At 58.1% G+C, this 22,130-nt stretch carries 22 protein-coding genes and 1 tRNA gene; 10 read left to right on the top strand and 13 right to left on the bottom strand.

All coding sequences use genetic code 11. The features are described 5' to 3' along the window. The first annotated feature begins 272 nt into the window (after nucleotides 1–272). Nucleotides 273–1,790 carry a phospholipase D family protein gene (locus ACSSVV_RS04130; RefSeq protein ID WP_454105611.1) on the top strand — a complete coding sequence of 506 codons (1,518 nt, stop codon included), beginning with the start codon at nucleotides 273–275 and terminating at the stop codon, nucleotides 1,788–1,790. A gap of 14 nt (nucleotides 1,791–1,804) precedes the next feature. After that, nucleotides 1,805–3,154: a serine hydrolase domain-containing protein gene (locus ACSSVV_RS04125; RefSeq protein ID WP_454105610.1), complete on the top strand. Its 1,350-nt coding sequence runs from the start codon at nucleotides 1,805–1,807 to the stop codon at nucleotides 3,152–3,154. Nucleotides 3,155–3,214: 60 nt separating this feature from the next. Here ACSSVV_RS04125 and ACSSVV_RS04120 read toward each other — a convergent pair whose 3' ends face one another. From ACSSVV_RS04120 to ACSSVV_RS04100, 5 genes are all read right to left on the bottom strand, one after another. Beyond that, nucleotides 3,215–3,820: a hypothetical protein gene (locus tag ACSSVV_RS04120; RefSeq protein WP_454105609.1), complete on the bottom strand. Its 606-nt coding sequence runs from the start codon at nucleotides 3,818–3,820 to the stop codon at nucleotides 3,215–3,217. 170 nt (nucleotides 3,821–3,990) lie between these two features. Continuing rightward, a tRNA-Phe gene (locus ACSSVV_RS04115) sits at nucleotides 3,991–4,066 on the bottom strand. 119 nt (nucleotides 4,067–4,185) lie between these two features. Further along, nucleotides 4,186–4,458 carry an oxidative damage protection protein gene (locus ACSSVV_RS04110; protein ID WP_014422534.1) on the bottom strand — a complete coding sequence of 91 codons (273 nt, stop codon included), beginning with the start codon at nucleotides 4,456–4,458 and terminating at the stop codon, nucleotides 4,186–4,188. A gap of 64 nt (nucleotides 4,459–4,522) precedes the next feature. Beyond that, nucleotides 4,523–5,587, bottom strand: a complete 1,065-nt coding sequence (mutY, locus tag ACSSVV_RS04105) for an A/G-specific adenine glycosylase (protein WP_454105608.1) — start codon at nucleotides 5,585–5,587, stop codon at nucleotides 4,523–4,525. Continuing rightward, on the bottom strand, nucleotides 5,587–7,812 hold the full coding sequence (locus tag ACSSVV_RS04100) for an AsmA family protein (RefSeq protein ID WP_454105607.1): 2,226 nt from the start codon (nucleotides 7,810–7,812) through the stop codon (nucleotides 5,587–5,589). The genes mutY and ACSSVV_RS04100 overlap by 1 nt, the downstream gene beginning before the upstream one ends. 196 nt (nucleotides 7,813–8,008) lie before the next feature. Here ACSSVV_RS04100 and ACSSVV_RS04095 point away from each other — a divergent pair, with 196 nt between their 5' ends. From ACSSVV_RS04095 to hisF, 5 genes are all read left to right on the top strand, one after another. Further along, the gene (locus ACSSVV_RS04095) at nucleotides 8,009–8,470 is read left to right on the top strand and encodes an SRPBCC family protein (protein ID WP_022990795.1); all 462 of its coding nucleotides are present in this window, start codon (nucleotides 8,009–8,011) and stop codon (nucleotides 8,468–8,470) included. Nucleotides 8,471–8,572: 102 nt separating this feature from the next. Continuing rightward, on the top strand, nucleotides 8,573–9,166 hold the full coding sequence (gene hisB, locus ACSSVV_RS04090) for an imidazoleglycerol-phosphate dehydratase HisB (RefSeq protein ID WP_022990796.1): 594 nt from the start codon (nucleotides 8,573–8,575) through the stop codon (nucleotides 9,164–9,166). Nucleotides 9,167–9,193: 27 nt separating this feature from the next. After that, nucleotides 9,194–9,835 (top strand): imidazole glycerol phosphate synthase subunit HisH, encoded by a 642-nt coding sequence (gene hisH / locus ACSSVV_RS04085; protein WP_022990797.1) that lies wholly within the window; start codon nucleotides 9,194–9,196, stop codon nucleotides 9,833–9,835. Next, the gene (hisA, locus tag ACSSVV_RS04080; RefSeq protein ID WP_011786613.1) at nucleotides 9,829–10,566 is read left to right on the top strand and encodes a 1-(5-phosphoribosyl)-5-[(5-phosphoribosylamino)methylideneamino]imidazole-4-carboxamide isomerase; all 738 of its coding nucleotides are present in this window, start codon (nucleotides 9,829–9,831) and stop codon (nucleotides 10,564–10,566) included. Before hisH ends, hisA begins: the two co-directional genes overlap by 7 nt. Before the next feature lie 9 nt (nucleotides 10,567–10,575). Beyond that, a complete protein-coding gene (gene hisF / locus ACSSVV_RS04075; protein ID WP_011786612.1) occupies nucleotides 10,576–11,349 on the top strand; it encodes an imidazole glycerol phosphate synthase subunit HisF in 774 nt (257 codons plus the stop codon). Here the strand turns inward: hisF and ACSSVV_RS04070 are convergent. The 4 genes from ACSSVV_RS04070 to gpmM form a co-directional block, all read right to left on the bottom strand. Beyond that, on the bottom strand, nucleotides 11,346–12,164 hold the full coding sequence (locus ACSSVV_RS04070; RefSeq protein WP_022990798.1) for a divergent polysaccharide deacetylase family protein: 819 nt from the start codon (nucleotides 12,162–12,164) through the stop codon (nucleotides 11,346–11,348). The two genes, hisF and ACSSVV_RS04070, sit on opposite strands and share 4 nt — an antisense overlap. After that, complete coding sequence (locus ACSSVV_RS04065; protein WP_022990799.1) at nucleotides 12,161–13,567, bottom strand: S41 family peptidase; 1,407 nt, start codon at nucleotides 13,565–13,567, stop codon at nucleotides 12,161–12,163. The genes ACSSVV_RS04070 and ACSSVV_RS04065 overlap by 4 nt, the downstream gene beginning before the upstream one ends. Before the next feature lie 84 nt (nucleotides 13,568–13,651). After that, nucleotides 13,652–14,752 (bottom strand): murein hydrolase activator EnvC family protein, encoded by a 1,101-nt coding sequence (locus ACSSVV_RS04060; RefSeq protein ID WP_081698891.1) that lies wholly within the window; start codon nucleotides 14,750–14,752, stop codon nucleotides 13,652–13,654. 56 nt (nucleotides 14,753–14,808) lie between these two features. Further along, nucleotides 14,809–16,356 (bottom strand): 2,3-bisphosphoglycerate-independent phosphoglycerate mutase, encoded by a 1,548-nt coding sequence (gpmM, locus tag ACSSVV_RS04055; RefSeq protein WP_022990801.1) that lies wholly within the window; start codon nucleotides 16,354–16,356, stop codon nucleotides 14,809–14,811. Between the two features lie 200 nt (nucleotides 16,357–16,556). On the opposite strand from gpmM, the gene ACSSVV_RS04050 reads away from it, so the two are divergent. Together ACSSVV_RS04050 and secB are read left to right on the top strand one after the other, a co-directional pair. Further along, on the top strand, nucleotides 16,557–16,973 hold the full coding sequence (locus tag ACSSVV_RS04050) for a rhodanese-like domain-containing protein (RefSeq protein WP_014422524.1): 417 nt from the start codon (nucleotides 16,557–16,559) through the stop codon (nucleotides 16,971–16,973). A 132-nt stretch (nucleotides 16,974–17,105) separates the two neighbouring features. Further along, nucleotides 17,106–17,603, top strand: coding sequence for a protein-export chaperone SecB (gene secB / locus ACSSVV_RS04045; protein ID WP_014422523.1), 498 nt, complete (start codon nucleotides 17,106–17,108; stop codon nucleotides 17,601–17,603). 67 nt (nucleotides 17,604–17,670) lie between these two features. Here the strand turns inward: secB and trmL are convergent, their stop codons facing one another. The 4 genes from trmL to ACSSVV_RS04025 form a co-directional block, all read right to left on the bottom strand. Further along, nucleotides 17,671–18,135, bottom strand: a complete 465-nt coding sequence (gene trmL / locus ACSSVV_RS04040) for a tRNA (uridine(34)/cytosine(34)/5-carboxymethylaminomethyluridine(34)-2'-O)-methyltransferase TrmL (protein ID WP_023012296.1) — start codon at nucleotides 18,133–18,135, stop codon at nucleotides 17,671–17,673. After that, complete coding sequence (locus ACSSVV_RS04035) at nucleotides 18,135–19,313, bottom strand: acetyl-CoA C-acetyltransferase (protein WP_023012295.1); 1,179 nt, start codon at nucleotides 19,311–19,313, stop codon at nucleotides 18,135–18,137. Before ACSSVV_RS04035 ends, trmL begins: the two co-directional genes overlap by 1 nt. A 125-nt stretch (nucleotides 19,314–19,438) precedes the next feature. After that, the gene (locus ACSSVV_RS04030) at nucleotides 19,439–20,179 is read right to left on the bottom strand and encodes a pteridine reductase (protein ID WP_011786603.1); all 741 of its coding nucleotides are present in this window, start codon (nucleotides 20,177–20,179) and stop codon (nucleotides 19,439–19,441) included. A gap of 13 nt (nucleotides 20,180–20,192) precedes the next feature. Continuing rightward, complete coding sequence (locus ACSSVV_RS04025; RefSeq protein ID WP_454105606.1) at nucleotides 20,193–21,314, bottom strand: multifunctional CCA tRNA nucleotidyl transferase/2'3'-cyclic phosphodiesterase/2'nucleotidase/phosphatase; 1,122 nt, start codon at nucleotides 21,312–21,314, stop codon at nucleotides 20,193–20,195. 272 nt (nucleotides 21,315–21,586) lie between these two features. Between ACSSVV_RS04025 and ACSSVV_RS04020 the strand changes: the two genes are divergently transcribed. Then, nucleotides 21,587–22,123 (top strand): LPP20 family lipoprotein, encoded by a 537-nt coding sequence (locus ACSSVV_RS04020; protein ID WP_022990805.1) that lies wholly within the window; start codon nucleotides 21,587–21,589, stop codon nucleotides 22,121–22,123. The last annotated feature ends 7 nt before the right edge of the window (nucleotides 22,124–22,130 follow it).

Below are 22,130 nucleotides of genomic sequence, written 5' to 3'. Positions count from 1 at the left end.
TGAGTTTGAAAAATATTTGTAAATTTAATTGTGAGAATTGCTAAGGATGGTGTTTTCGCCGGGACCGGCTGAATAATCGCCCGATTGTTAATTTGGCAGAGGGCGGACGCCAGCGACATGGTAGTCTGACCATTGGATATCAACGCCTATGGTCATTACCCGGGCAAATCTGTTTTCATGCGAGTTGGGGCGCTATTGGGGCAGGCAGGTTGAGACAACTTATTCCGGATTTTGGTTTCGCGAATCAAAAGCAACGGACGTTAACGTTGCTGATGGTCTTCTTTTTATCGGTCTTGTTGTCGGCCTGTGCATTGCCAATTGCTGACCGATCGGAGTCCAGCGCCCTGAACCTGGATGATGCCGCCGATACCCGGCTAGGGCAGGCCATTGCGCCGCAGCTGGAGAGCTATCCTGGTAATAGTGGCATCCATAACTTGGCAAACCCTCGGGATGCCTTCGCCGCCCGCGTGCTGCTGGCGCGCGCCGCCGATCGAACGCTGGACGTTCAGTATTACATCTGGCATGGCGATATAACCGGAACACTGCTGTTGGAAGAACTGCATACGGCGGCTGAGCGGGGAGTGCGGGTCCGGTTGCTGCTGGATGATAACGGCACCTCCGGGTTAGACGCCGAACTCGCTGCCTTGGCAAGTCATCCTTCCATTGAAGTACGACTCTTTAACCCGTTTGTGATCCGTAATCCCAAATGGTTGGGGTACCTGACGGACTTCTCGCGGGCTAACCGGCGCATGCACAACAAGTCATTCACGGCGGATAACCAGGCCACCATTGTCGGTGGCCGGAATATCGGCGATGAGTATTTTGGTGCCACCGCCGGCGTTCTTTTTGCGGATCTGGACGTGCTGGCCATCGGCCCGGTAGTGCCTGAGGTATCGAGTGATTTTGATCGCTATTGGGCCAGTGCCTCCGCGTATCCCGTTGAACAGCTGTTGCCCGCCGCTTCCGATGCGGATTTGCGCGAGCTGGAGCGTCGTGCGCTGAAGCTTGAGAACGACCAGGCGGCGACAGACTATGTGAAGGCAGTTTCCGAATCTGATTTTGTGCGTCAGTTGTTGTCTGGGGTACTGGAGTTCGACTGGGCCAGAACTCGAATGGTCAGTGATAGCCCCGCCAAAGGGCTTGGGAAATCTGAAAGGGAAGATCTGCTGGCGTATAAGCTTGGCGAGATTCTTGGAGAACCCGAATCCCGGGTCGCATTGATTTCCCCGTACTTCGTGCCAACCCGGGCCGGTGTTGATGCGTTTGCGGCTTTGGCGAACAAAGGTATTGAGGTAAGCATACTGACCAATTCTCTTGATGCCACCGACGTAGCCGCTGTTCATGCGGGTTATGCCAAACGTCGCAAGGCTCTGCTTGAGGCCGGTATCCATCTGTATGAAATGCGGCGGCTCTCGCCTGATGTTGAACGGAACCAGAGTGCCGGGCCCTTCGGTAGTTCGGGCTCCAGCCTGCATGCAAAGACCTTTGCCGTTGACGGCGAGAGACTGTTCGTTGGCTCCTTCAATTTCGATCCCCGCTCGATCAACCTGAACACCGAGCTGGGCTTTGTGATTGAGAGCCCGGCGCTTTCAGAAAAGATCCACGAGGCCTTTGAAGAAAGCATCCCGTTGCGGGCTTACGAAGTTCGACTAACCGAGAACGGTGAGCTTTATTGGATAGAGCACGTTGATGGCGATGTCATCCGCCATGAGCAGGAACCCAATACAGGGTTTTTGCAACGCACGGGGATTTTCCTGTTGTCGATACTGCCAATTGAGTGGCTGCTTTGAATAAGGAAAAGACAATGAACTCAGCTGTACATCTCGGCTTTGCGCTGTCTCTGGTGCTTGGCGGGACTGCTGTGGCCCAGGAAGCGACACCGCTGTCTGCGCCGGACTCCACTCCAGACGCTCTCGGACTGATGCAGGGTTTTCCTCCGGCGCCCGACAAAACGATTCGCTTCACGGATCCGGACTATTTTGCCTTCCCCAAGCTGCGCTGGACGGTCTGTCATTTTCGGGAGCTGATGCCAACGACGGTGGTTCGTAATGGCAGTGAAGGTGTTAGTGAGCTTTCTGTAGACATGGATGCCGGCATAGAGGGGGTCGAATTCTTGCCCCTGGGAGGTAAGGCCTCAATGACCTGGCGCGATGCCTTTGACGCGAATTACACCGACGGCATCCTGGTTCTGCACCAGGGCAGGGTGGTTTATGAGCGTTACGATGGCTGCCTTGATGAGCGCACTCTGCACGGCGCAATGTCCGTCACCAAGAGCCTGACGGGGCTTCTCGGCGAGGTGCTGGTGGCCGAAGGCAAGCTGGATGAAACCGCTTTGGTGGGAGACATCATTCCCGAACTGGGACGCAGTGCATTCGGTGATGCAACGGTTCGCCAGGCTCTAGATATGACCACCGCGCTGGACTACTCGGAAGACTATTCTGATCCTGATGCCGAAGTCTGGACCTATGCCAGGGCCGGGAGTCCGTATCTGGTGAGCGAACAACGTGAAGGGCCTCGAAGCTACTTCGATTACCTGAAAACGGTCAGAAAAGACGGAGAGCACGGTGAAGCGTTCGGCTACAAAACCATTAATTCAGATGTGGTGGGCTGGCTGATCGCAAGAACGACCGGGGTTTCGGTTGCCGACTACTTTTCCGAGCGTATCTGGTCAAAGATCGGGGCAGAGCGTGAAGCTTTCTATACGGTCGATTCCATAGGTACTCCATTTGCTGGCGGCGGATTCAACGCCACGTTGCGTGATATGGCGCGAATCGGTTTACTCGTGCTGAACGAGGGTAAGTGGGCCGGCGAGCAGATTATCCCCGCTCAGGCGGTTGCCAGTATTCGCAATGGTGGCGACAGGGCGGTGTTTGCTAAAGCCGGATATGAGCTTCTCGATGGCTGGAGCTATCGTGGCATGTGGTGGATCAGCCACGATGACCACGGGGCATTCGCCGCGCGCGGTGTACATGGCCAAACGATCTGGATTGATCCCGCTGCCGATATGGTCATCGTCCGCTTTGCCTCGAACCCGGTTGCCGGCAATGCGGCGAATGATCCGACTTCACTGCCGGCTTACCGGGCTGTGGCGGATTATCTGATGGCTCAACAGTTTGTTGGCTCTGGTACCAAACGTCTGCTGGATGACCTGTAGTTATTTCAGGAGCGGTCCCGAACATTTTGCGAATTGGTTCAGACATTTTCTAAGAGCAGGCTATTCACTCGTTCCGCAACTGGTGACCACAGAGCGAGAGTAGTCGCGTAGCACATCCAAACTAGGGTCATTGAACTCAGACCGGTAGGTTTCGTTGAAAAGGTTCGAGAGATCTTTGTACGAATTATTCTTCGTTCCGTCAGAAAGGGCGATGTGCTCGAATATTTCGGTCATGGTATTTCTGAGGCACTCAGCTTCTGGCTGGGTCGACTCGCGACAGTATTGAGTCAACTCCTGGCGGGCGCCGTTGCGGTCGCTACCATTAGCAATTGCTAGAAATCGAAGGACGCTAATATATCGGGAGATAATAAGTTCTGGATCGTCGGCTGACGCTGGTTTCATCGCACTCAACACGGCATTGGCTTCGTCAAAGTCGTCAACGTTGCCGGTATCAGCACCCCGTAGAATTAGAAACCGCGCCACATTGTTGCCTACTACGTAGTCGTGCTCGTCACCGATCTGACGCACGACGGCGATCGCAGCATCGGCGCCCGACGTGTTGTATTGATACTCTGCCGTGCAAAGAAGTTCGCTTCGGGCATTGTTATCACAGGCGGTGAGAGCGGTCAGAAGGGAAAGTAAGCCGAGTATTTTCCAGTATGGCATGAAGAATTCCGTTTCCAGTGTTGTTGCGAGGCGCCCTTTAGCTGACGGACTGTACACGTGCAGCGCGGAGTTCCTACGTGCGGTGCAAGAGACGGTCAATGCTGTATGAGAGTGGCGAGTGGTCCAGAAACAACAAAGCCCGCACAAGGCGGGCTAAGTCATTGAATTCATGGTGCCCGGAGGCGGAATCGAACCACCGACACGGGGATTTTCAATCCCCTGCTCTACCAACTGAGCTATCCGGGCGTGTTGAGCTGTGTGCTGCAACGGGGCGCTATTAAACCGGTTTAGGGTTTGGGAGTCAAGGCCGGCCGGCAAAAATTTTCGGAAGTTTTTGCCGGTTGTTCAGGCCTTGATCAATCGTCCTATTTTTCAGGCGGTACATAGCCTTCGGCCTGGTCGAACGGCTCGTTGTTGAAGAACCGGTCCATCTGCGCCTGCAGGTATTTCCGGTTGTTCACATCCATCAGGTTCAGGTGTTTTTCGTTGATCAGCATGGTCTGCTGGTTCTGCCATTCTTCCCAGGCCAGTTTGGATACGTTCTCGTAGATGTCCTGGCCTTTGGGGCCGGGCATCGGGGGCATGGCCAGGCCTTCCAGTTCTTTCTGGTACTTGCGGCAGAATACAGTGCGGCTCATGTCGGCTCCTGTGCTGAGGTCAGTATGCCGGCATGATAACAGACCATCCGGCACCTTGGCTTGGTTACAGCAGGGTGGCTTGCTCGGGTTCCGTCAGCAGGGTTCGGATCGGGGCGGGCAGTCCCAGGCTGAGGGCTTCATCCCGGTGCAGCCAGCGCAAGCGGTCGGAATCGCCAACCTGGGTGTTGCCGGCCAAGGGCAGGCGTACCGGTTGTATGTGCAGATGATAATGGCTGAAGGTGTGGCGAAAACCGCTGATGGGTTCCGGGCTGTGGCAGTTCAGCCCCAGCTCCCTGGCACAGGCGTCCTGCAGTTCATCCTTGCCGTAGGCCGGGTCCAGTTCGGGCAGGCTCCACAGGCCGCCCCAGATACCACTGGGTGGCCGGCGTTCCAGTAAAATTCGGCCCTTTGCATCTTCCAGGATCAGCATCCAGGTGGTTTTTTCCGGTTTTTCCTTCTTGGGCTTTGAACCGGGATACAGGCGGATCTCGTCACGGGCGTAGGCCTGGCAGCCATCGTTCAGGGGGCAGGCTTCACACCCGGGTTTGCTGCGGGTACACACCATGGCGCCCAGGTCCATGATCGCTTGGGTGTAGTCTTTGATCCGGGCTTCCGGCGTGTGGCTCTCCGCGTGCGCCCAGAGCTGGTTCAGTACGGCAGTCTGTCCCGGCCATCCGGGAACGGCATGGTAACGAGCGAGCACGCGTTTCACGTTGCCATCCAGGATGGTTGCGCGTTTTTCAAAGGCCTGGGCGACAATGGCGGCGGCGGTAGAGCGGCCAATCCCTGTGAGGCTTTCGAGTTGTTGCTGGTCGGCCGGGAATTCGCCGCCGAACTCATCCACTACCTGTTTTGCGGCCTTGTGCAGGTTGCGTGCCCGAGCGTAATAGCCCAGGCCGGACCAATGGCCGAGCACATCATCGACCAGCGCCGAGGCGAGGGTGTGCACATCGGGAAATCGGGCCATGAAAGCTTCAAAGTAGGGAATCACGGTAGTTACCTGGGTCTGTTGGAGCATGATCTCCGACACCCACACCCGGTAAGCGTTTCGGTTGTGATGCCACGGCAGGTCGTGCCTGCCGTGTTGGTCGTACCAGCGAAGCAGTTTGTCGGCAAAACGGTCCGGCATCAGTTGAACAGTCCCTTCAGGGCGTCCTTCACCTTCTCGCCGGCATCCTCGCCCAGCTTCTCTTTCAGTTTTTCCTGCACCTTCTCTTCTGCTTTTTCTTTGGCGCGATCCACTTCTTCGCGGGCTTTCGCCTTGGCAGCGTTGGCCGCAATGTCTTTCAGGGTATCCCGGAAGCGGGAGCCGTCAAATGAACACAAGCCGGCCGGGTCTTCGGCGAAGTTGCCGCGGCATTCCACGGGAATGACCACGTTTTCCACATACTCGGTCACGCGGCAGGCTTCGTCCCGGTGAATTTCACCAACAATGCGCAGGCCGAGTTCGTAGTCCAGGTCAGTTTGCTCAAGATCAACGGTGCCGTTCCCCTCCAGGCGCATGCCCGCAAGCGCCGCGACCAGATCGGTATTGTTCAGGGTGTTGCCGTCGATTTTCAGTGTGCCCCGCATGTCGTTGAACGGGGTAGTCGTGCCCCAGTCGGTGGTCGTCAGGGATTCCTGGTTGGCAAGGGCGATACCCTGGCAGGCCATACGGGTCAGGTTCATCTGCCGGAACTCGCCTTCGGCCAGGTTAAAGCTGATCTCGCCGTTGGCGTTTTCACGCAGGGCAGAAATCCGGTTGCCAGTGGTATCGACAGCCACTTTCAGATTGGCACCACCAGAGAGCATGTCTACCTCGGCCAGATCGGTTAACAACGGCAGGGTCTGTACGTTGGTCACGTCCGAGCGGATTCGCCATTTCGGGTTGTCGGTACGGGCGTCGATGGTGGCGTTGGCGCCAAAGCTGCCGTAATAGAGCTTGCCGCTGAATTCGTCTACTTGCAGCAGTCCATCTTTGGCGGTGGTGCTGGCGGCGATGTCGTTGATGGTGAGGTTGCTGACAATCAGCTCGCCCAGGCCGAAATCAATGTCCAGCAGCAGGGTGCGCAGGGTCTCCAGTGGCAGCAGGTCGGTTTCAGGCTGTGATGCCCCAGCTGTTTGAGTGTTGCTGTCGGTCTGTGTGTCCCCGTTGCCTACTCCTTGCGAATCGCCTTCGGCCGAGGGCGGCAGGTAACGATCAGCATTCAGCTTGTCACCCTCTAGGTCGAACACCAGCCCACCTATGGCGAGGTTATAGCTGCCGCCACCGTTGAAGCGGGTATCATCCAGGGTAATGACAAGGTCAGACAGCGCGACAACGCCGGGCTCGCCACCCAGGTTGGTCGATAGCGCGATCGCTTTCAGTACCTCAGGGTCCGTGGTTTCAATGGCGGGTTGCCCCAGATTGTTGAGAAGCTCCTTCAGGGAAAACTCGGAAATCTCAATGCGACCGTCCAGAGCCGGTTTGTCGCCAAAGCCTTTTACATTCAGGTTGGTATTGAGGCTAAGATTGGCCAGGCTGGCGGAGAAGTCGCTCAGGGACGCGGTTTCGTTTTCCAGGTTGGCGGCCAGGGAACCGGCCAGTTCTGCGGTCACCGATTCGCCACCAAACGGCTCGCCCGACATATCAAATACCGCGTTCAGGCCAGATACCGCAAATTCGTTGAGCGCCTGGTTTGCCTGGATGCGGGCCTTGATGCTGCCGTCTACCGCAAACTGCGGCTGGCTGGTTTCAACGCGGAAGCGGATATCCAGGGGGAATTCGGAACCGAGGGTGATATCACTGGCGGTCACCGTGAAGTCTTCCAGCGTAACAGACTGCCCGGTGCTCAGATCGTTGTAGTGAACGCTGGCGTTACTGATTTCAACGTTCTCGACATTAAAGTTGAGAGCCTCACCGCTGGCGGATTGTGTCTCAGGCTCGGCTGTTTCCTGGGCGGGTTGTTGTTCGGCAGCAGCGGTGCCAGCCTCAGCGGTGGCGGTTTGCTCCCGCATTATCCGGGTCCAGTTGCCTTCGCCCTGCTCGTTAACTTCCAGGTGTGCATCCAGGCCACTCAGCAGGAAGGTGTTTACCTGTGGAGACATGGCAATCAGAGACCAGAAATCAATCTGGGCAATCAGTTGCTCCAGTGCGACAAACCGTTCGCCGTCCAGGTTGGCCTCAACCTGATTCAGCTCCAGGCCCAGGGGGATGAAAGACCAGCCAATGTCGCCCTCCAGCATCAGGTCCAGATTGGTCTGCTTCTCAACAGCCGCTTCAATCTGGGGTTTGTAATCGTTGGGGTTGATCACCGCAACCGCAATGGCGACGGCGGCCACTGCCAGTAACAGCAGCGCAATAACGGCGTAGATCGCATAGCGGATAGCTTTCATGGCTGGGTTCCTTTTCCTGTCGGCAGGCTGGTAGCCGGCGTTTTATTGCGTGAATAAAGCAAAGGATAACGCAGGGTTAGCAAATTAACAGTGCAGGAATATGACAATGCGGTAGTCTTGGGTCAAAATACACCCCCAACTTATCCGCCGGGGCAGCCAGCCCCGAGGCACAAATAAACATAAGAAGGAGTCGGCTGTGGCCATTACCGTATCGATTGAGCTGAACCGGGATCTGGAAATTCCGGCGAGCTATGATGAAGTCTTCGATCTGTTGGCAGACGTTCCCAAATCTGCCAGCCACTTCCCAAAAGTCGATAAACTGGTGGACCTGGGCGATAACGCCTACCGCTGGGAAATGGAAAAAGTGGGCGTCGACAAACACGCTATTCAATCGGTTTACGCCTGCACCTACCACGCTGACAAAGAGGCCGGCAAGATCACCTGGTCGCCCATCAAAGGCGAGGGCAACGGGGTTGTCAGTGGTTCCTGGACCCTGAGTGCCAAGGGCGACAACGCTACCGCAGTAAGATTCCAGACCAGCGCAGAGCTGACCGTTCCCCTGCCGAGCCTGCTCAAGCTGGCCATCAGCCCGGTGATCAAGCACGAGTTCAACAGCCTCGTGGACACCTACATGGCCAACCTGAAAAAAGCGTTCTGAGCTATCAGGGTGATTGATCCGGTTGCGGGACTCCAGTTGAGTTAACAGGTATAATCCGCAAACAAAGTTTACGGTAGCAAGCCAGTTTTCAACGGAGTCTCCATGGCCGAACGCAAGGCTCGGGTAGAACGCAATACCCTCGAAACCCAGATTACCGTCGAGATCAATCTCGATGGCACCGGCAAAGCCAATTTCGACACTGGTGTGCCTTTCCTTGAACACATGATGGACCAGATTGCCCGCCACGGCCTGGTGGATCTGGATATTACCTGCAAGGGCGACCTGCACATCGATGACCACCACACCGTGGAGGACATCGGCATCACTCTGGGCCAGGCCTTCAAGCAGGCTGTGGGCGACAAAAAAGGCATTCGCCGCTATGGCCACTCTTATGTGCCCCTGGATGAAGCTTTGTCACGCGTGGTCATCGACCTGTCCGGCCGCCCCGGTTTGCTCATGGACGTACCCTACACCCGCGCCAGCGTGGGCGGGTTTGACGTCGATCTGTTCGCAGAGTTCTTCCAGGGCTTTGTGAATCACTCCATGGTGACCCTGCACATCGACAACCTGAAGGGCAAGAACACCCATCACCAGATCGAAACCGTGTTCAAAGCCTTCGGTCGCGCACTGCGCATGGCGATTGAAATGGACGAGCGCATGGCGGGCATCACCCCGTCCACCAAAGGCGCCCTGTAACCGGTCACCGATAGGAATAGAACCACCATGAAGACCGTCGCCATCATCGACTACGGCATGGGCAACCTGCATTCCGCCCGCAAAGCCGTGGAGCACGTGGCCCCGGACTGCACCGTACTGGTTACAGACGATGCCGCCAAAATCCGTGAAGCTGACCGGGTGATTCTGCCCGGTGTAGGCGCCATCCGTGACTGCATGGCCGAAATGCACCGTTTGGGCGTGGTTGAGCTCGTCAAAGAAGTCTCCCAGGACCGCCCATTCCTCGGCATCTGCGTTGGGATGCAGGCCCTGATGGCCCGCAGCGAAGAAAACGGCGGTGTGGAAGGTATCGGCCTGTTCCCGTCTGAAGTTCGTTACTTCGGCGACAACCTCACCGAAAACGGCGAACGCCTGAAAGTGCCCCACATGGGCTGGAACCAGGTGTACCACACGCTGGACCACCCGCTCTGGCACAACATTCCGGACGGTGATCGCTTCTACTTTGTGCACAGCTACTACGCCGAAGCCGAAGGCAACGCCGATATGGCTGGCCGCACCCATTATGGTGTCGACCTGGCGGCAGCGGTGGCGAGAGACAACATCTTTGCAGTGCAGTTCCACCCTGAGAAAAGTGCCCGGGCGGGACTGCAGTTGCTGGAAAACTTTACGAACTGGACCGGAACATGCTGATTATCCCCGCTATCGATCTGAAAGACGGCAAATGCGTAAGACTGCGCCAGGGCCGCATGGAAGACTCTACCGTATTCGGTGACGACCCCGTCGACATGGCCACCAAGTGGGTCGACGCCGGTGCCCGCCGCCTGCACCTGGTTGACCTTAATGGCGCCTTCGCCGGCGAACCGGTAAACGGTGAAATCGTAAAGGCAATTGCAGTGAAGTACCCGAATCTGCCTATTCAGATTGGTGGTGGCATCCGCTCGGCGGAAACCATTGAGGCCTATCTGAAGGCTGGTGTTCAGTGGGTCATCATCGGCACCAAGGCGGTTAAAGAGCCTGAGTTTGTCACCGAAATGTGCAAGGAATTCCCCGGCCACATTATTGTGGGTCTGGACGCGAAAGACGGTCGCGTCGCCACCGACGGCTGGGCCGAAGTCTCTGAAGTCATGGCGGTAGATCTTGCCAAGCGCTTCGCCAACGACGGCGTATCCTCAATCGTTTACACCGACATCGCCCGTGACGGCATGATGCAGGGCGTGAACGTCGAAGCCACCGCCAAGCTGGCAGAGGAAGGTGGCATCCCGGTGATTGCGTCTGGCGGCGTTACCAACATGGACGACCTCAAGCGCCTGGCCACCGTTGCCGACACAGGTGTCATCGGTGCTATCACCGGCCGCGCCATCTACGAAGGCACTCTGGATGTGGCGGAAGCGCAAGCCTATTGCGACAGCCTGAAAAACTGAGGACTGACAATGGCATTGGCAAAACGCATCATCCCCTGTCTGGACGTCGACAAAGGCCGTGTGGTTAAAGGCGTGAATTTTGTCGATATCCGCGACGCCGGCGACCCGGTGGAAGTGGCCCGTCGCTACAATGAGCAGGGCGCGGACGAGATCACTTTCCTGGACATCACGGCCAGCAGCGAAAGCCGCGACACCACCTACGAAACGGTAGAGCGCATGGCGGCGGAAGTGTTCATCCCGCTGACCGTGGGCGGTGGCGTGCGCACCGTCGATGATATCCGCAAACTGCTCAATGCCGGAGCCGACAAGGTCTCCATCAATACGGCCGCAGTCTTCAATCCTGAGTTTGTGCGGGAGGCAGCGGAGCGTTTTGGCCGGCAATGCATTGTCGTCGCCATCGATGCCAAGCGCGTGAGCGCAGCAGGCGAGGAGCCGCGCTGGGAGATCTTTACCCACGGTGGTCGCAAGCCAACCGGGCTGGATGCCGTAGAGTGGGCGAAGAAAATGGTTGAGCTGGGGGCAGGGGAGTTGCTGCTGACCAGCATGGATCGTGATGGCACCAAGATCGGCTTTGATCTTGGCCTGACCCGTGCCATCAGCGATGCGGTAGTCGTACCGGTGATTGCTTCAGGTGGTGTCGGTGAGCTACAGCATCTGGCGGATGGCGTTACCCAGGGTGGCGCAGACGCGGTGCTGGCGGCATCCATCTTCCACTTCGGTCAGCACACCATCCCTGAAGCCAAAGCCTTTATGAAGGCTCAGGGCATCGAAGTCCGCGATTAATTGCTGCGTGCATAGGCAGGCCGAATGGCCTGCTTCTCACCTTCCGCAAACATCTCCCGATTACCGTTGCGCATGGCCCAGAGACCACTGACCGTGGCGATGGCAATGCCCTGTTCATCCAGCATCGGCAGGTGCTTCTCCAGATAATCCACGGTGACCTTGTGGGGGTGTCCGATACCAATGGCCGTGCCTTTTTCCCTGGCGGTCTGAATCAGCAGTTTGAACTGTTTGTCGACAAACTCTTCCGTCTGTTCGTGATCGAGAAACACATCGCGCGTCAGGCTCGGGATGTTGTAGGCATCGGCCACACTGCCGGCGATGGAATTGGCAATGGTGCGGCTGTCGACGAAATACACCGGGTAGCGGTCCAGCTCTTTCATGACCCAGTCCATGGGTTCCAGTTGCTGAGTAAGCAGGCTGCCCATGTGATTGTTCACACCGCTGACAAAGGGAATGGACTGCAGTGCCCGGCGCAGGGTGGTGGTGATGGTCGGCTCGTCCATATCCGGTGTCAGTCCGCCCGGGCCGAGACCGAAGTTGCGGGTGTTGGCCATCGGGGCGTGCAACATGATTTCCTTGGATTGGGCGTGGGCCAGCTTCGCCAGGGGAACTGTGTGGCGCCGGTAGGGCAGGAAGGCCAGTGTCAGGGGCTGGTCAAGCTTTGCCAGTCGCTCGCCCTCGTAACGATTGTGGCCCATGTCATCAATAATGATGGCAATGGTGGGCTGCTGGGGTTCACCCGGCCCTGACGCAAACGCAGCGACAGGGCTGATGGCCAGAAGGGCCAGCAGCGTGAGGGTAGAGCGTAAAGTCACTGGGCGTTTTCCTGCGGCTTGCTGTCGTTCTTCCGGTTAAGGATGTGCAAGCCTTTCAGCAGGTTCAGGGCCGACCGCAGCTGATAGTCCCGGTCGGCAGCAGAAGCCTGTGCTTCCGCAGCCTGTTCTCTGGCCTTACGGGCTTCCTCCTCATTCTCCCCCTCAAGATGACCGCTCAGGTCGGCTTCGGTGAAGAATGGCCTGCTGTCGAGCTCTTTCAATTCTGCCGGGCGCACCTCGATGTCCGGCTTGATGCCGGTGGCCTGGATGGAGCGACCATCCGGCGTGAAATAACGGGCTGTGGTCATTTTGATGGCGTGGGTCTCGTCCAGCGGTATGACCGTCTGGACACTGCCCTTGCCGAAGGACTGGGTGCCCATCACCACGGCGCGTTCATGGTCCTGGAGCGCGCCGGCAAGGATTTCCGACGCGGAAGCAGAGCCACCGTTGATTAGCACGACAATAGGTGTGCCAGCCATGACGTCGCCGGGCTTGGCACTGAAGCGCAGGCGTGAACTCTGGATACGGCCTTCGGTGTAAACAATCAGGCCTTCGTCCAACAGGGCATCCGCGGTCTCTACGGCAGCTTGCAACACACCGCCGGGGTTGTTGCGAAGGTCAATGATCAGGCCGTCCAGATCGTTGCCGTGTTCGTCTTCCAGATCGCTGAGGGCTTTCAGGAACTGCCGGCCAGTCTCGGCCTGGAATTGCGTAATGCGGACATAGCCGTATCCGTTATCGATCATCCGGGATTTAACGCTGGTGACTTTGATCACATCCCTGGTGACATCAATCTCGATAGGCGCACTTTCGCCCTCGCGCATGATGGTCAGAGTAAGCACCGTGCCGGGCTTGCCGCGCATCAGGTTGACGGCTTCTTCCAGCGACATTCCCTTCACCGGCTTTTCGTCCAGCTTGATGATCAGGTCGCCAGCTTGAACGCCCGCTTTCTGGGCCGGGGTGTCGTCGATGGGGGAGATGACTTTGACAAAGCCGTTCTCCATGCCCACTTCAATGCCAAGCCCGCCAAATTCGCCGGAGGTACTTTCTTCCAGTTCCTCGTAATCTTTGGGGGCCAGATAGGTAGAGTGAGGGTCCAGGTCGGACAGCATGCCCTTGATGGCGCTCTCGAGCAGTTGGGTGTCGGAGACATCTTCCACGTAGGCGTCTTTGATGCGGCTGAACACTTCGGTGAACTTGCGCAGGTCTTCCAGCGGCAGTTGTTCTTCCGGGTCAGGAAGTTTCAGTTCAACCCGCTCGCCACTCTGAATGGAGTCCAGAATCTGCTGGGTCTGAGCGTCCTGGTCCTGTGCCAGGGCCAGTCCGGAGGCTGTGAAACAACAGGTGGCAAGAATCATGGTGCGCAATGGCGAGGTCTTGAGTGTACTTCTGGCCCGTTTCATTCACATATCCTGTTTTGTTTCCAATAGTTGGACTGGTTCCTGACCCGGACAGTATGGCGCCCGCAACGCCGTTTGTCAGCCCTGTTATGGCTTGCCCAGCCAGCTCCTTGGGTTCACGGGTTTGCCGTTGCTACGTACCTCGAAATACACGGCCGGGTCTTCGGTGCCGCCGGTGCGTCCGGCCAGGGCAATGGTCTCGCCCGGGCGCACCCAGTCACCGGGGGTTGTGAACAAGCTGCTGCTGTGGCCGTAGAGGGTCATGTAGCCATCGCCGTGATCAATGATGGTGATCAGCCCGAATCCACGCAGCCAGTTGGCAAATACCACCCGGCCATAGTGCACGGCCTTGATCTCTGCCTCTTCGGCGGTATTCATCAGAATGCCGTTACGGCGTAGTTTGCCATCTGCGTACATGGCGCCGTAATTGCTGACTATCCGCCCTTTTGCGGGCCAGGGCAGCTTGTCGCGGCGGGATTTGAACGGACTGGATTCGTTCGGGGCCGGAATGCTGGCAATGGCCTGCTGCACCTCTTTCAGCAATTGCTCCAGGCGCTGGCGATCGGCTTCCAGGGATTGGCGCTCGCTACGGCGGTTCTGGATGTCGTCATTCAGGGCGGCCAGTGTTCTGGCCCGATCCTGCCGGCTCTGGGTCAGTTGCTGCTGGCGCTGTTCCAGATCGGCTTCGGTCTTGGCCAGTTCGGTGCGGGTGGCCTGAACGGCGGCGCGGGCGGCTTTCAGTTCCTGAAGGCTGCGCTGGAACGCTTCCAGGCGGGAGACGGTATTCTTGCTCAGGTATTCGTAGTAGGTGAGGGTGCGGGCAACTTCGCCGGGCTCAATCTCGTTCAACAATACTTTCAGAGCCGGCGCGTCGCCTTCCATCCAGGCTGCCCGGATCTGTAGTTTCAGGTTTTCCCGTTGCTGTTCGAGGGTATTGGCCAGCTCGCTTTCCTGGGCGCGAAGCTCGGCAAGGCGCTCCTGCTGTTCCCGGGCCTGCTGCCGAAGGGTACGGCGTTCCCGGGTCAGGGTGCTGATTTTGCGCTCGGTGGCCGCCAGTTGCTGTTCAAGGGTTGACCGGTCTTCTTCGGCATCGGCCAGCCAGCGGTCGATGTCGGCGATACGCTCCTTCAGCGCCTCGACCTGTTCGGGGGTCACATCCTGCTGGGCGCCCAAAGGTGCAGCCCCCAATGTGAGGGCCAGCACCAGGACGGTCAGTTTACGCAACACCTTTACCGGCGGAGCGATCAGTCGAACTCGACCAGGCTGTGCCCGGTCATTTCCGCAGGCTTTTCGGTATCCATCAGGGCCAGCAGCGTCGGTGCGATATCGCACAGGCTGCCGTCGTCCCGGAGGTTCACCTTGCGGTGGCCGGTGTAAACCAGAGGCACAGGGCCAATGGTGTGGGAGGTGTGTACCTGGCCGGAGTTGGGGTCGGTCATCTGCTCACAGTTGCCGTGGTCGGCGGTAATCAAGGCTTCGCCACCCACTTCATCCAGGGCCTCCACCACACGCTGCACACACTGGTCCAGGCACTCGGCGGCCTTGATGGCGGCGTCCAGCTTGCCGGTGTGGCCAACCATATCGCCGTTGGCGTAGTTGCAGACGATCAGGTCGTACTTGCCGCTCTTGATGGCTTCAACCAGTTTGTCGGTAACCTCAGGTGCGCTCATTTCCGGCTGCAGGTCGTAGGTGGCCACCTTGGGAGACGGCACCAGAATGCGATCTTCACCTTCAAAGGGAGTTTCCAGGCCGCCATTGAAGAAGAAGGTCACGTGGGCGTATTTCTCGGTCTCTGCAATGCGCAGCTGGGTTTTACCTTGCTTCGCCATGTACTCGCCCAGGCCGTTGGCCAGTTGCTCGGGCGGGTAGGCGCAGGAGGTTTTGATGTCAGCGGCATATTCGGTGAGCATCACGAAATCTGCCAGTTCCGGGTGCTTGCGTCGGTCGAAACCGTCGAAGTCTTGCTCTACGAAGGTGCGGGTCATTTCCCGGGCGCGGTCGGCACGGAAGTTCATGAACAGCACGGCGTCGCCGTCATTGATGATGCCCTCGGGCTCGCCATCGGCCCGGATGTGGGTCGGCTTCACGAATTCGTCGTTCTCGCCACGCTCATAGGCCTGTTCCAGTGCCGCCACCGGGTCGTCGCTGATGAACTCGGCTTCGCCCAGGGTCATGGCGTTATAGGCCGCTTCCACGCGATCCCAGCGGTTGTCCCGGTCCATGGCAAAATACCGGCCAACGATGGTGGCTACCCGGCCAACGCCCAGGCTTTTCATTTTCGCGGCGGCTTTTTCCAGAGAAGGGCGGGCACTGCGTGGTGGCATGTCACGGCCATCCAGGAAGGCATGGATGTAAACTTCTTTGGCGCCACGGGCTGCAGCCAGCTCAGCGGCCGCCAGAATATGATCTTCATGGCTGTGGACGCCGCCCGGAGACAGCAGGCCCATCAGGTGTACGGCCTTGTCATTGGCAACAGCCTTGTCGATGGCGTTGCAAAGGGCCTCATTCTTCTGGAAATCGCCATCTTCGAGATCTTTGTCGATGCGCGTCAGGCTCTGATACACCACGCGGCCGGCGCCGAGATTCATATGGCCCACTTCGGAGTTACCCATCTGGCCCTGGGGCAGGCCAACAAACATCCCTGAGGTGTTGATCAGGGTTTTCGGCTGGTTATGCCAGATCCTGTCCCAGAACGGGGTGTTGGCGTTGGAAATGGCATTGTCTTCCGCCGGGTCACGGTGGCCCCAGCCGTCGAGAATTATCAGTGCAGTGGGCTTGCGCGTCTCGGTCATCGTGTCGTCCGCTTGGTTGCAAAAAGAACAGAATTTGAGTGGGGCAGATTGTAACCGTTTTCATTTACTCAGACCACGCGCGTTCGCTGAAGCATTGCTCATGATCACGATGTGCTGGCGCTATCATGGCGGGGCGACTGCCTTCTGTGAGCCGGTGTGGGTGTGTATAATCCGGCCAAACCAATTGTCAGGGTAGTTTCATGGACCGCTTGTTTGAATTTGTTGTTAATCACTACATTCTGGTGTCGCTGTTTGTGGCGTTCCTGCTGGCCATCATCGTGCTGGAATCGCGCCGGGGTGGTGCCAAGATCTCGGCCCAGGGCGCGGTTACGCTGATCAACAAGGATGAAGCGGTGGTGTTGGACATCCGCGATCGCAAAGACTTCAACGAAGGCCGCATTACCGGCTCGGTGAATATTCCGCTTAATAGTCTTAAAAGCCGCGTTAATGAACTGAGCAAGCACAAAGACAAGCAGATCATCGTTGTCGACAAGATGGGCCAGCACGCCGCCATGGCGGTCAAGCAGCTCAATGCCGAGGGCTTCAGTAATGTGGTGCGCCTGAACGGTGGTATTACCGACTGGAAGGCCAGCAATCTGCCCCTGGTGAAAAAGTAACAGGGCTTGATCTGAGTGGCGATCTGACGCACTGTTTCACATTACCATTCGGAACCTCGCATTAGACTGTTCCGGCAGACGACGACATAACAACGGGCCTGGCCCCATAATACGGAAACGAAAGGACTGATCATGGCTGAGAATCAGCAAGCCGCAGGCAACGACAACCAGAACCAACCACAGTTTGCCCTTCAGCGCATCTATGTGAAGGACCTGTCTTTTGAATCGCCCAACTCTCCGCTGGTTTTTCAGGAGCAGTGGAAGCCCCAGGTAAACCTGGATCTGAACACCTCCCATAACAAGATCAGCGACAACCAGTATGAAGTGGTTCTGTCCCTGACAGTGACTGCCAAGGTGGGTGAGAAGGTGGCGTACATCGTCGAAATCCAGCAGGGCGGCGTATTCATGATCTCCGGCATTGAAGGCCCGCAGCTTGGCCAGATGCTCGGCGCCTACTGCCCGACCATCCTGTTCCCCTATGCCCGCGAAGCAATTGACGGCATTGTGAACAAGGGCAGCTTCCCGGCCCTGATGCTGGCTCCGGTTAACTTCGACGCGATCTATGCCCAGGCGCTCAAGCGCAAGCAGGAAGAAGCGGCGGGTGAAGCCAAGGAAGAGCAGACTCACTAAGCGCTGCTGCTCAACGAAAAAAAACCGGCTTCGGCCGGTTTTTTTGTGGGTGATTACCCGGGATCGGTCAGATCGAGCCCTCAAACCCAAGTTGCCGCCAGGCCTCATAAACCACCAGGGCGGCGGTATTGGAAAGGTTGAGGCTGCGACTTTCCGGACGCATGGGTACCCGAAGACGGTGTTCGGCGGGTAGCCCGTTACGCACGTCTTCCGGCAGGCCCCGGGTCTCCGGCCCGAACATCAGGTAGTCACCGTCCCGAAACACTACCTCGTGGTAATGGCGACTTCCCTTGGTGGTGAGCCCGAACAGCCGCGAAGGCTGCTCGGTTGCCAGAAAGCTGGCGTAATCCGCATGGATCTTTACCGTAGCGTATTCGCTGTAATCCAGACCGGCCCGTCGCATCTGCTTGTCCTCCAGAGAGAATCCCAGAGGTTGAATCAGGTGCAGCTGACAGCCGGTGTTGGCGCAGAGCCGGATGATATTGCCGGTGTTTGGCGGTATCTCCGGCTCGTACAGGACCACGTGCAGCATCAGCGCTCAACGGCCAGGGCCACACCCATGCCACCGCCAATACAAAGCGTGGCCAGACCTTTCTTGGCATCGCGGCGGGTCATTTCGTGCAGCAGGCTGACCAGAATACGGCAGCCGGAAGCGCCAATCGGGTGGCCCAGGGCAATGGCGCCACCATTCACGTTCACTTTGCTGGTATCCCAACCCAGATCCCGGTTCACAGAAATCGCCTGGGCGGCAAAGGCTTCGTTGGCTTCAATCAGGTCCAGGTCGTCAACAGTCCAGCCTGCACGCTCCAGGCAGCGCTGGCTGGCGGGGATCGGGCCGGTGCCCATGATGGTAGGGTCCACGCCGGCATTGGCGTGGGCTTTGATGGTTGCCAGTGGGGTCAGGCCCAGCTCTTTCGCCTTGTCTGCGCTGCACACCATCACCACGGCAGCGCCGTCGTTCAGGGAGGAAGCGTTGCCGGCGGTTACCGAGCCGTCTTTCTTGAAGGCCGGGCGCAGTTTGCCCAGGCTGTCGCCGGTGACGCCGTCGCGGGGGCACTCATCCTTGTCCACCACCAGTGGGTCGCCTTTGCGCTGGGGAATGGTGACAGGAACAATCTGGCCGTCAAAGTAGCCGGCCTTTTGCGCAGCGACGGCTTTTTGCTGGGATGCGGCGGCAAAGGCATCCTGCTCGTCCCGGGTGATGCCGTATTTCTCGACGATGTTTTCAGCGGTGATACCCATGTGATAGTCGTTGAAGGCATCCCACAGGCCGTCGGTGATCATGGTGTCGATCATGCTCCAGTTGCCCATGCGTTGACCGTTGCGGCTGTTGGGCAGTACGTGGGGCGCCAGGCTCATGCTTTCCTGACCGCCGGCCAGGATCATCTCGGCATCGCCGCACTGGATGGCCTGAACCGCCATGTGCACGGCTTTCAGGCCGGAGCCACAGACCTTGTTGATGGTGATGGCGGGCACGGAAGCTGGCAGGCCAGCATTGATGGCAGACTGTCGGGCCGGGTTCTGGCCGCAGCCGGCGGTGAGTACCTGGCCGAGGATAACCTCATTGATCTGGTCGCCGGCGACACCGGTTTCTTCCATCACGGCCTTGATCACGGCCGTACCCAGCTGGTCTGCACGCAGGCTGGACAGACCACCACCGAAGCTGCCGATGGCGGTGCGTTTGGCGGCAACAATAACAACATCACGCATGAGAACTCTCCGTTAATCTGGGCACCTGGTTGGGTGGCGCCCGTTTATAAGAATGGCAGGCATTGTAGCGGTAAAGCGCTTGCCGGCCAAAACAACGAAGGTCGGGGTTGTTCTGGTGCGGGTGATCACATATTCAGGCTGCGGCCGCCATCCACCGACAGTATCTGGCCGGTGATAAACGGCGCGTCGCATACCAGGTAGGCAATGGCACCGGCAATGTCGGCGGGGTTGCCGGTGCGGGCCAGGGGCGTTTTATCGAGAATGGCCTGCTGGTGGGCTGCGTCCGCGGCTGATTCGCCTTCCGGCCAGAGGATGGCGCCTGGCGACACGCCATTTACCCGAACATCCGGCGCCAGATCTTTGGCCCAGGAGCGGGTTAGTGCTGCCAGCCCCGCCTTACTGGCGCAGTAAAGGGGGTGGTCCTTCAGTGGTTTCTCACTGTAGATGTCGATCATGTTGACCACACTGCCGGAGGCCGCTTTTAGCGCAGGCAAACACTGCTGAAGCAGGAAGAAGGGGGCTTTCAGGTTGGCGCCCAGTATCGTGTCCCAGTCCTGTTCGGAGGCATCTTCGGTGGGGTTGGGGTAAAACACGGAAGCGTTATTGACCAGAGCATTCAACTGCCCCCACTGCGCGCAGGCCTGTTCCGCCAGTTGCCGGAGCTGGTTCATGTCGGTGAGATCGGCGTGGTAACACACGGCGGATTCCGGGCGCTGCTGGTTCAGCTTGTCGGCCAGTGCGCGGGCCTGTTGTTGACGGCCACGGTAATGAATCACAACATTCCAGCCGCGAGCGTGCAGGGTTTCTGCTGTGTGGGCGCCCAGGCGATGGGCTGCACCGGTGATCAGGGCGACGGGGTGGGGCATGGGATATTTTTCCTTATTCCGGTAAATGCAGTGCCTCAGTAATACGGGCTACGCGCTCTTTCCGGATTGCTTCGCCCAGAGCTTTGCCCTGAATGCCTTTTTGCAGGAACGGGTGAGGGGTTACGCTCTGGGCTCGATGTGCGGCCAGTTCCAGTTGCTGAACTAAATGGGCGGGTTCGCTCTGAAGGGTGCAGGCGAGGGTACCCAGCAAAACGCCGAAACGATCGGGCCGGCGCCAGAAATCGGCTGTGTCCAGAAGCTCCATTGCTAGTTCCGGTGTCAGCCGGGTTTCAGGCGAGGCTCCGTTCAACTGAGCCATGAACAGGCAGACCAGGTGGGTCAGTTCCCGACAGTCGTTGGGGCTTTTCATGGCTTTAGCCCTGGCAACGGCGTCTGGCTCGGGCACGCCACTGAGCAGGGCCGCGTAATGCTGGGCGGTAGACCCCTGTTTGCGGTGGATGCACTGCAGGGCGCTGAGACCCTGACGGAAAGCCTGTTCATCGGTCAATTCAGGGATCAGCACCGTCAGGGCGCCGAGCTCCCGGAGCACATCAAAGAACACGCCCGGAGCCTGTTCATGCAGTGCCCTTTGAACTTCCTGCCACACCCGCTCCGGTACCAGGTCCCTGAGTTCGCCACTGGCGACCATCCCCCGCATCAGTGCCATGGTCTCGCGGCAAATGCTGAACCCCAGTGGCTGGAGGCGCGCGGCGAAGCGGGCGGTGCGAAGGATGCGCAGGGGATCTTCGGCGAAGGCTTCAGACACATGCCGAAGCTTTTTCTGTTCCAGGTCGGCATGGCCGTTGAACGGGTCTACCAGGTCGCCGTTCTCGGTTTCTGCCATGGCGTTGATGGTCAGGTCACGGCGGCGAAGGTCGTCTTCCAGGGAGACATCCGGTGCACTGTAAACGCTGAATCCGTGGTACCCGCGCCCCTGCTTGCGCTCGGTCCGGGCCAGGGCGTATTCCTCGCCGGTGTCCGGGTGCAGGAAAACCGGGAAATCCGCGCCTACCTGTTTGAAGCCTCGCTGGAGCATGTCTTCGGGGGTGGCACCAACCACTACCCAGTCCCTGTCTTTAACGCCCAGGCCGAGCAGTTTGTCGCGGACAGCGCCGCCCACCAGATAGGTTTGCATAATGCGGTTTGTTCCTGATTGCCATGAATGGGTAACGGGGATTATCCGGCCACGACCGGCCAGAGGCAAACTGTGGTGAACTGGCGTCTTCCGTGATATCCAGCACGCTGGATAATGACTTGTTCTGTCTATATCGATAGAGGCAATATTTTGCCGTCGAAACTGTTCGAGTGTGGTGCCAAATGGTAGAAAGTGAATAAATATCAATTAGGTGGAGAACGTGGCGTGATTTTTTCATGATTCTGGCTAAAGTCTTTTGTGGAGACATGATAATGACGTTGCGCTGGATCCTAGTTCCTGTTCTGGCTATTGCTGTTGCCGCCTGTGCGCCGTTGAGCAGTTACTGGAGCGACCAGTCCGGATCTGAAGTCTTTCAGCCTATAACCGTTCGGGTTAGTGGTTTTGGTGCCTATCAACATACTCAGAACGATAGGGTTGACCCCAGGAAGCGCTTACTGGCTCGACGGGCTTCACAGCTGGACGCCTACCGGAACCTGGCCGAGCGGGTCTACGGTACCGTGATCTACGGCAGTTCCACGGTGAATGACTTCGTGTTGCAGAACGACAGTTTCCGCACCTATGTGGACAGCTACATTCGCGGCGCCCGGATGGTGGCGGTGAATGAGCATAGCGATGGCGTGGTGGAAACCGTGATGGAGCTGCGCCTGGAGCCGAGGTTCCGGGAGTGTGTGGCGAAGGTGGCGGACGATCAGGTGCAGGATGTCTGTGCCATTCCCATGCCCAGGCGGAATGACCGTGTAGGGGATGTTGAGGCCCGTCGCACAGATTCCCTGTACTACCTCGATTAGGCCTGTT

The organism is Marinobacter sp. MBR-105 (assembly GCF_053628895.1).
Note: the sequence above shows the minus strand (reverse complement) of the source record. Positions and strands in the feature narration are given on the sequence as shown.

Bases quoted from the DNA above. Each gene is read 5' to 3' on its own strand.
- ACSSVV_RS04130 (WP_454105611.1), top strand. From the start codon at position 273: ATGGTCTTCTTTTTATCGGTCTTGTTGTCGGCCTGTGCATTGCCAATT.
- hisF (WP_011786612.1), top strand. From the start codon at position 10,576: ATGGCATTGGCAAAACGCATCATCCCCTGTCTGGACGTCGACAAAGGC.
- ACSSVV_RS04065 (WP_022990799.1), bottom strand. From the start codon at position 13,567: ATGAAACGGGCCAGAAGTACACTCAAGACCTCGCCATTGCGCACCATG.
- secB (WP_014422523.1), top strand. From the start codon at position 17,106: ATGGCTGAGAATCAGCAAGCCGCAGGCAACGACAACCAGAACCAACCA.
- hisA (WP_011786613.1), top strand. From the start codon at position 9,829: ATGCTGATTATCCCCGCTATCGATCTGAAAGACGGCAAATGCGTAAGA.
- trmL (WP_023012296.1), bottom strand. From the start codon at position 18,135: ATGCTGCACGTGGTCCTGTACGAGCCGGAGATACCGCCAAACACCGGC.
- ACSSVV_RS04020 (WP_022990805.1), top strand. From the start codon at position 21,587: ATGACGTTGCGCTGGATCCTAGTTCCTGTTCTGGCTATTGCTGTTGCC.
- ACSSVV_RS04110 (WP_014422534.1), bottom strand. From the start codon at position 4,458: ATGAGCCGCACTGTATTCTGCCGCAAGTACCAGAAAGAACTGGAAGGC.
- ACSSVV_RS04035 (WP_023012295.1), bottom strand. From the start codon at position 19,313: ATGCGTGATGTTGTTATTGTTGCCGCCAAACGCACCGCCATCGGCAGC.
- gpmM (WP_022990801.1), bottom strand. From the start codon at position 16,356: ATGACCGAGACGCGCAAGCCCACTGCACTGATAATTCTCGACGGCTGG.
- hisB (WP_022990796.1), top strand. From the start codon at position 8,573: ATGGCCGAACGCAAGGCTCGGGTAGAACGCAATACCCTCGAAACCCAG.
- hisH (WP_022990797.1), top strand. From the start codon at position 9,194: ATGAAGACCGTCGCCATCATCGACTACGGCATGGGCAACCTGCATTCC.
- ACSSVV_RS04125 (WP_454105610.1), top strand. From the start codon at position 1,805: ATGAACTCAGCTGTACATCTCGGCTTTGCGCTGTCTCTGGTGCTTGGC.
- ACSSVV_RS04120 (WP_454105609.1), bottom strand. From the start codon at position 3,820: ATGCCATACTGGAAAATACTCGGCTTACTTTCCCTTCTGACCGCTCTC.
- ACSSVV_RS04100 (WP_454105607.1), bottom strand. From the start codon at position 7,812: ATGAAAGCTATCCGCTATGCGATCTACGCCGTTATTGCGCTGCTGTTA.
- ACSSVV_RS04050 (WP_014422524.1), top strand. From the start codon at position 16,557: ATGGACCGCTTGTTTGAATTTGTTGTTAATCACTACATTCTGGTGTCG.
- mutY (WP_454105608.1), bottom strand. From the start codon at position 5,587: ATGCCGGACCGTTTTGCCGACAAACTGCTTCGCTGGTACGACCAACAC.
- ACSSVV_RS04025 (WP_454105606.1), bottom strand. From the start codon at position 21,314: ATGCAAACCTATCTGGTGGGCGGCGCTGTCCGCGACAAACTGCTCGGC.
- ACSSVV_RS04030 (WP_011786603.1), bottom strand. From the start codon at position 20,179: ATGCCCCACCCCGTCGCCCTGATCACCGGTGCAGCCCATCGCCTGGGC.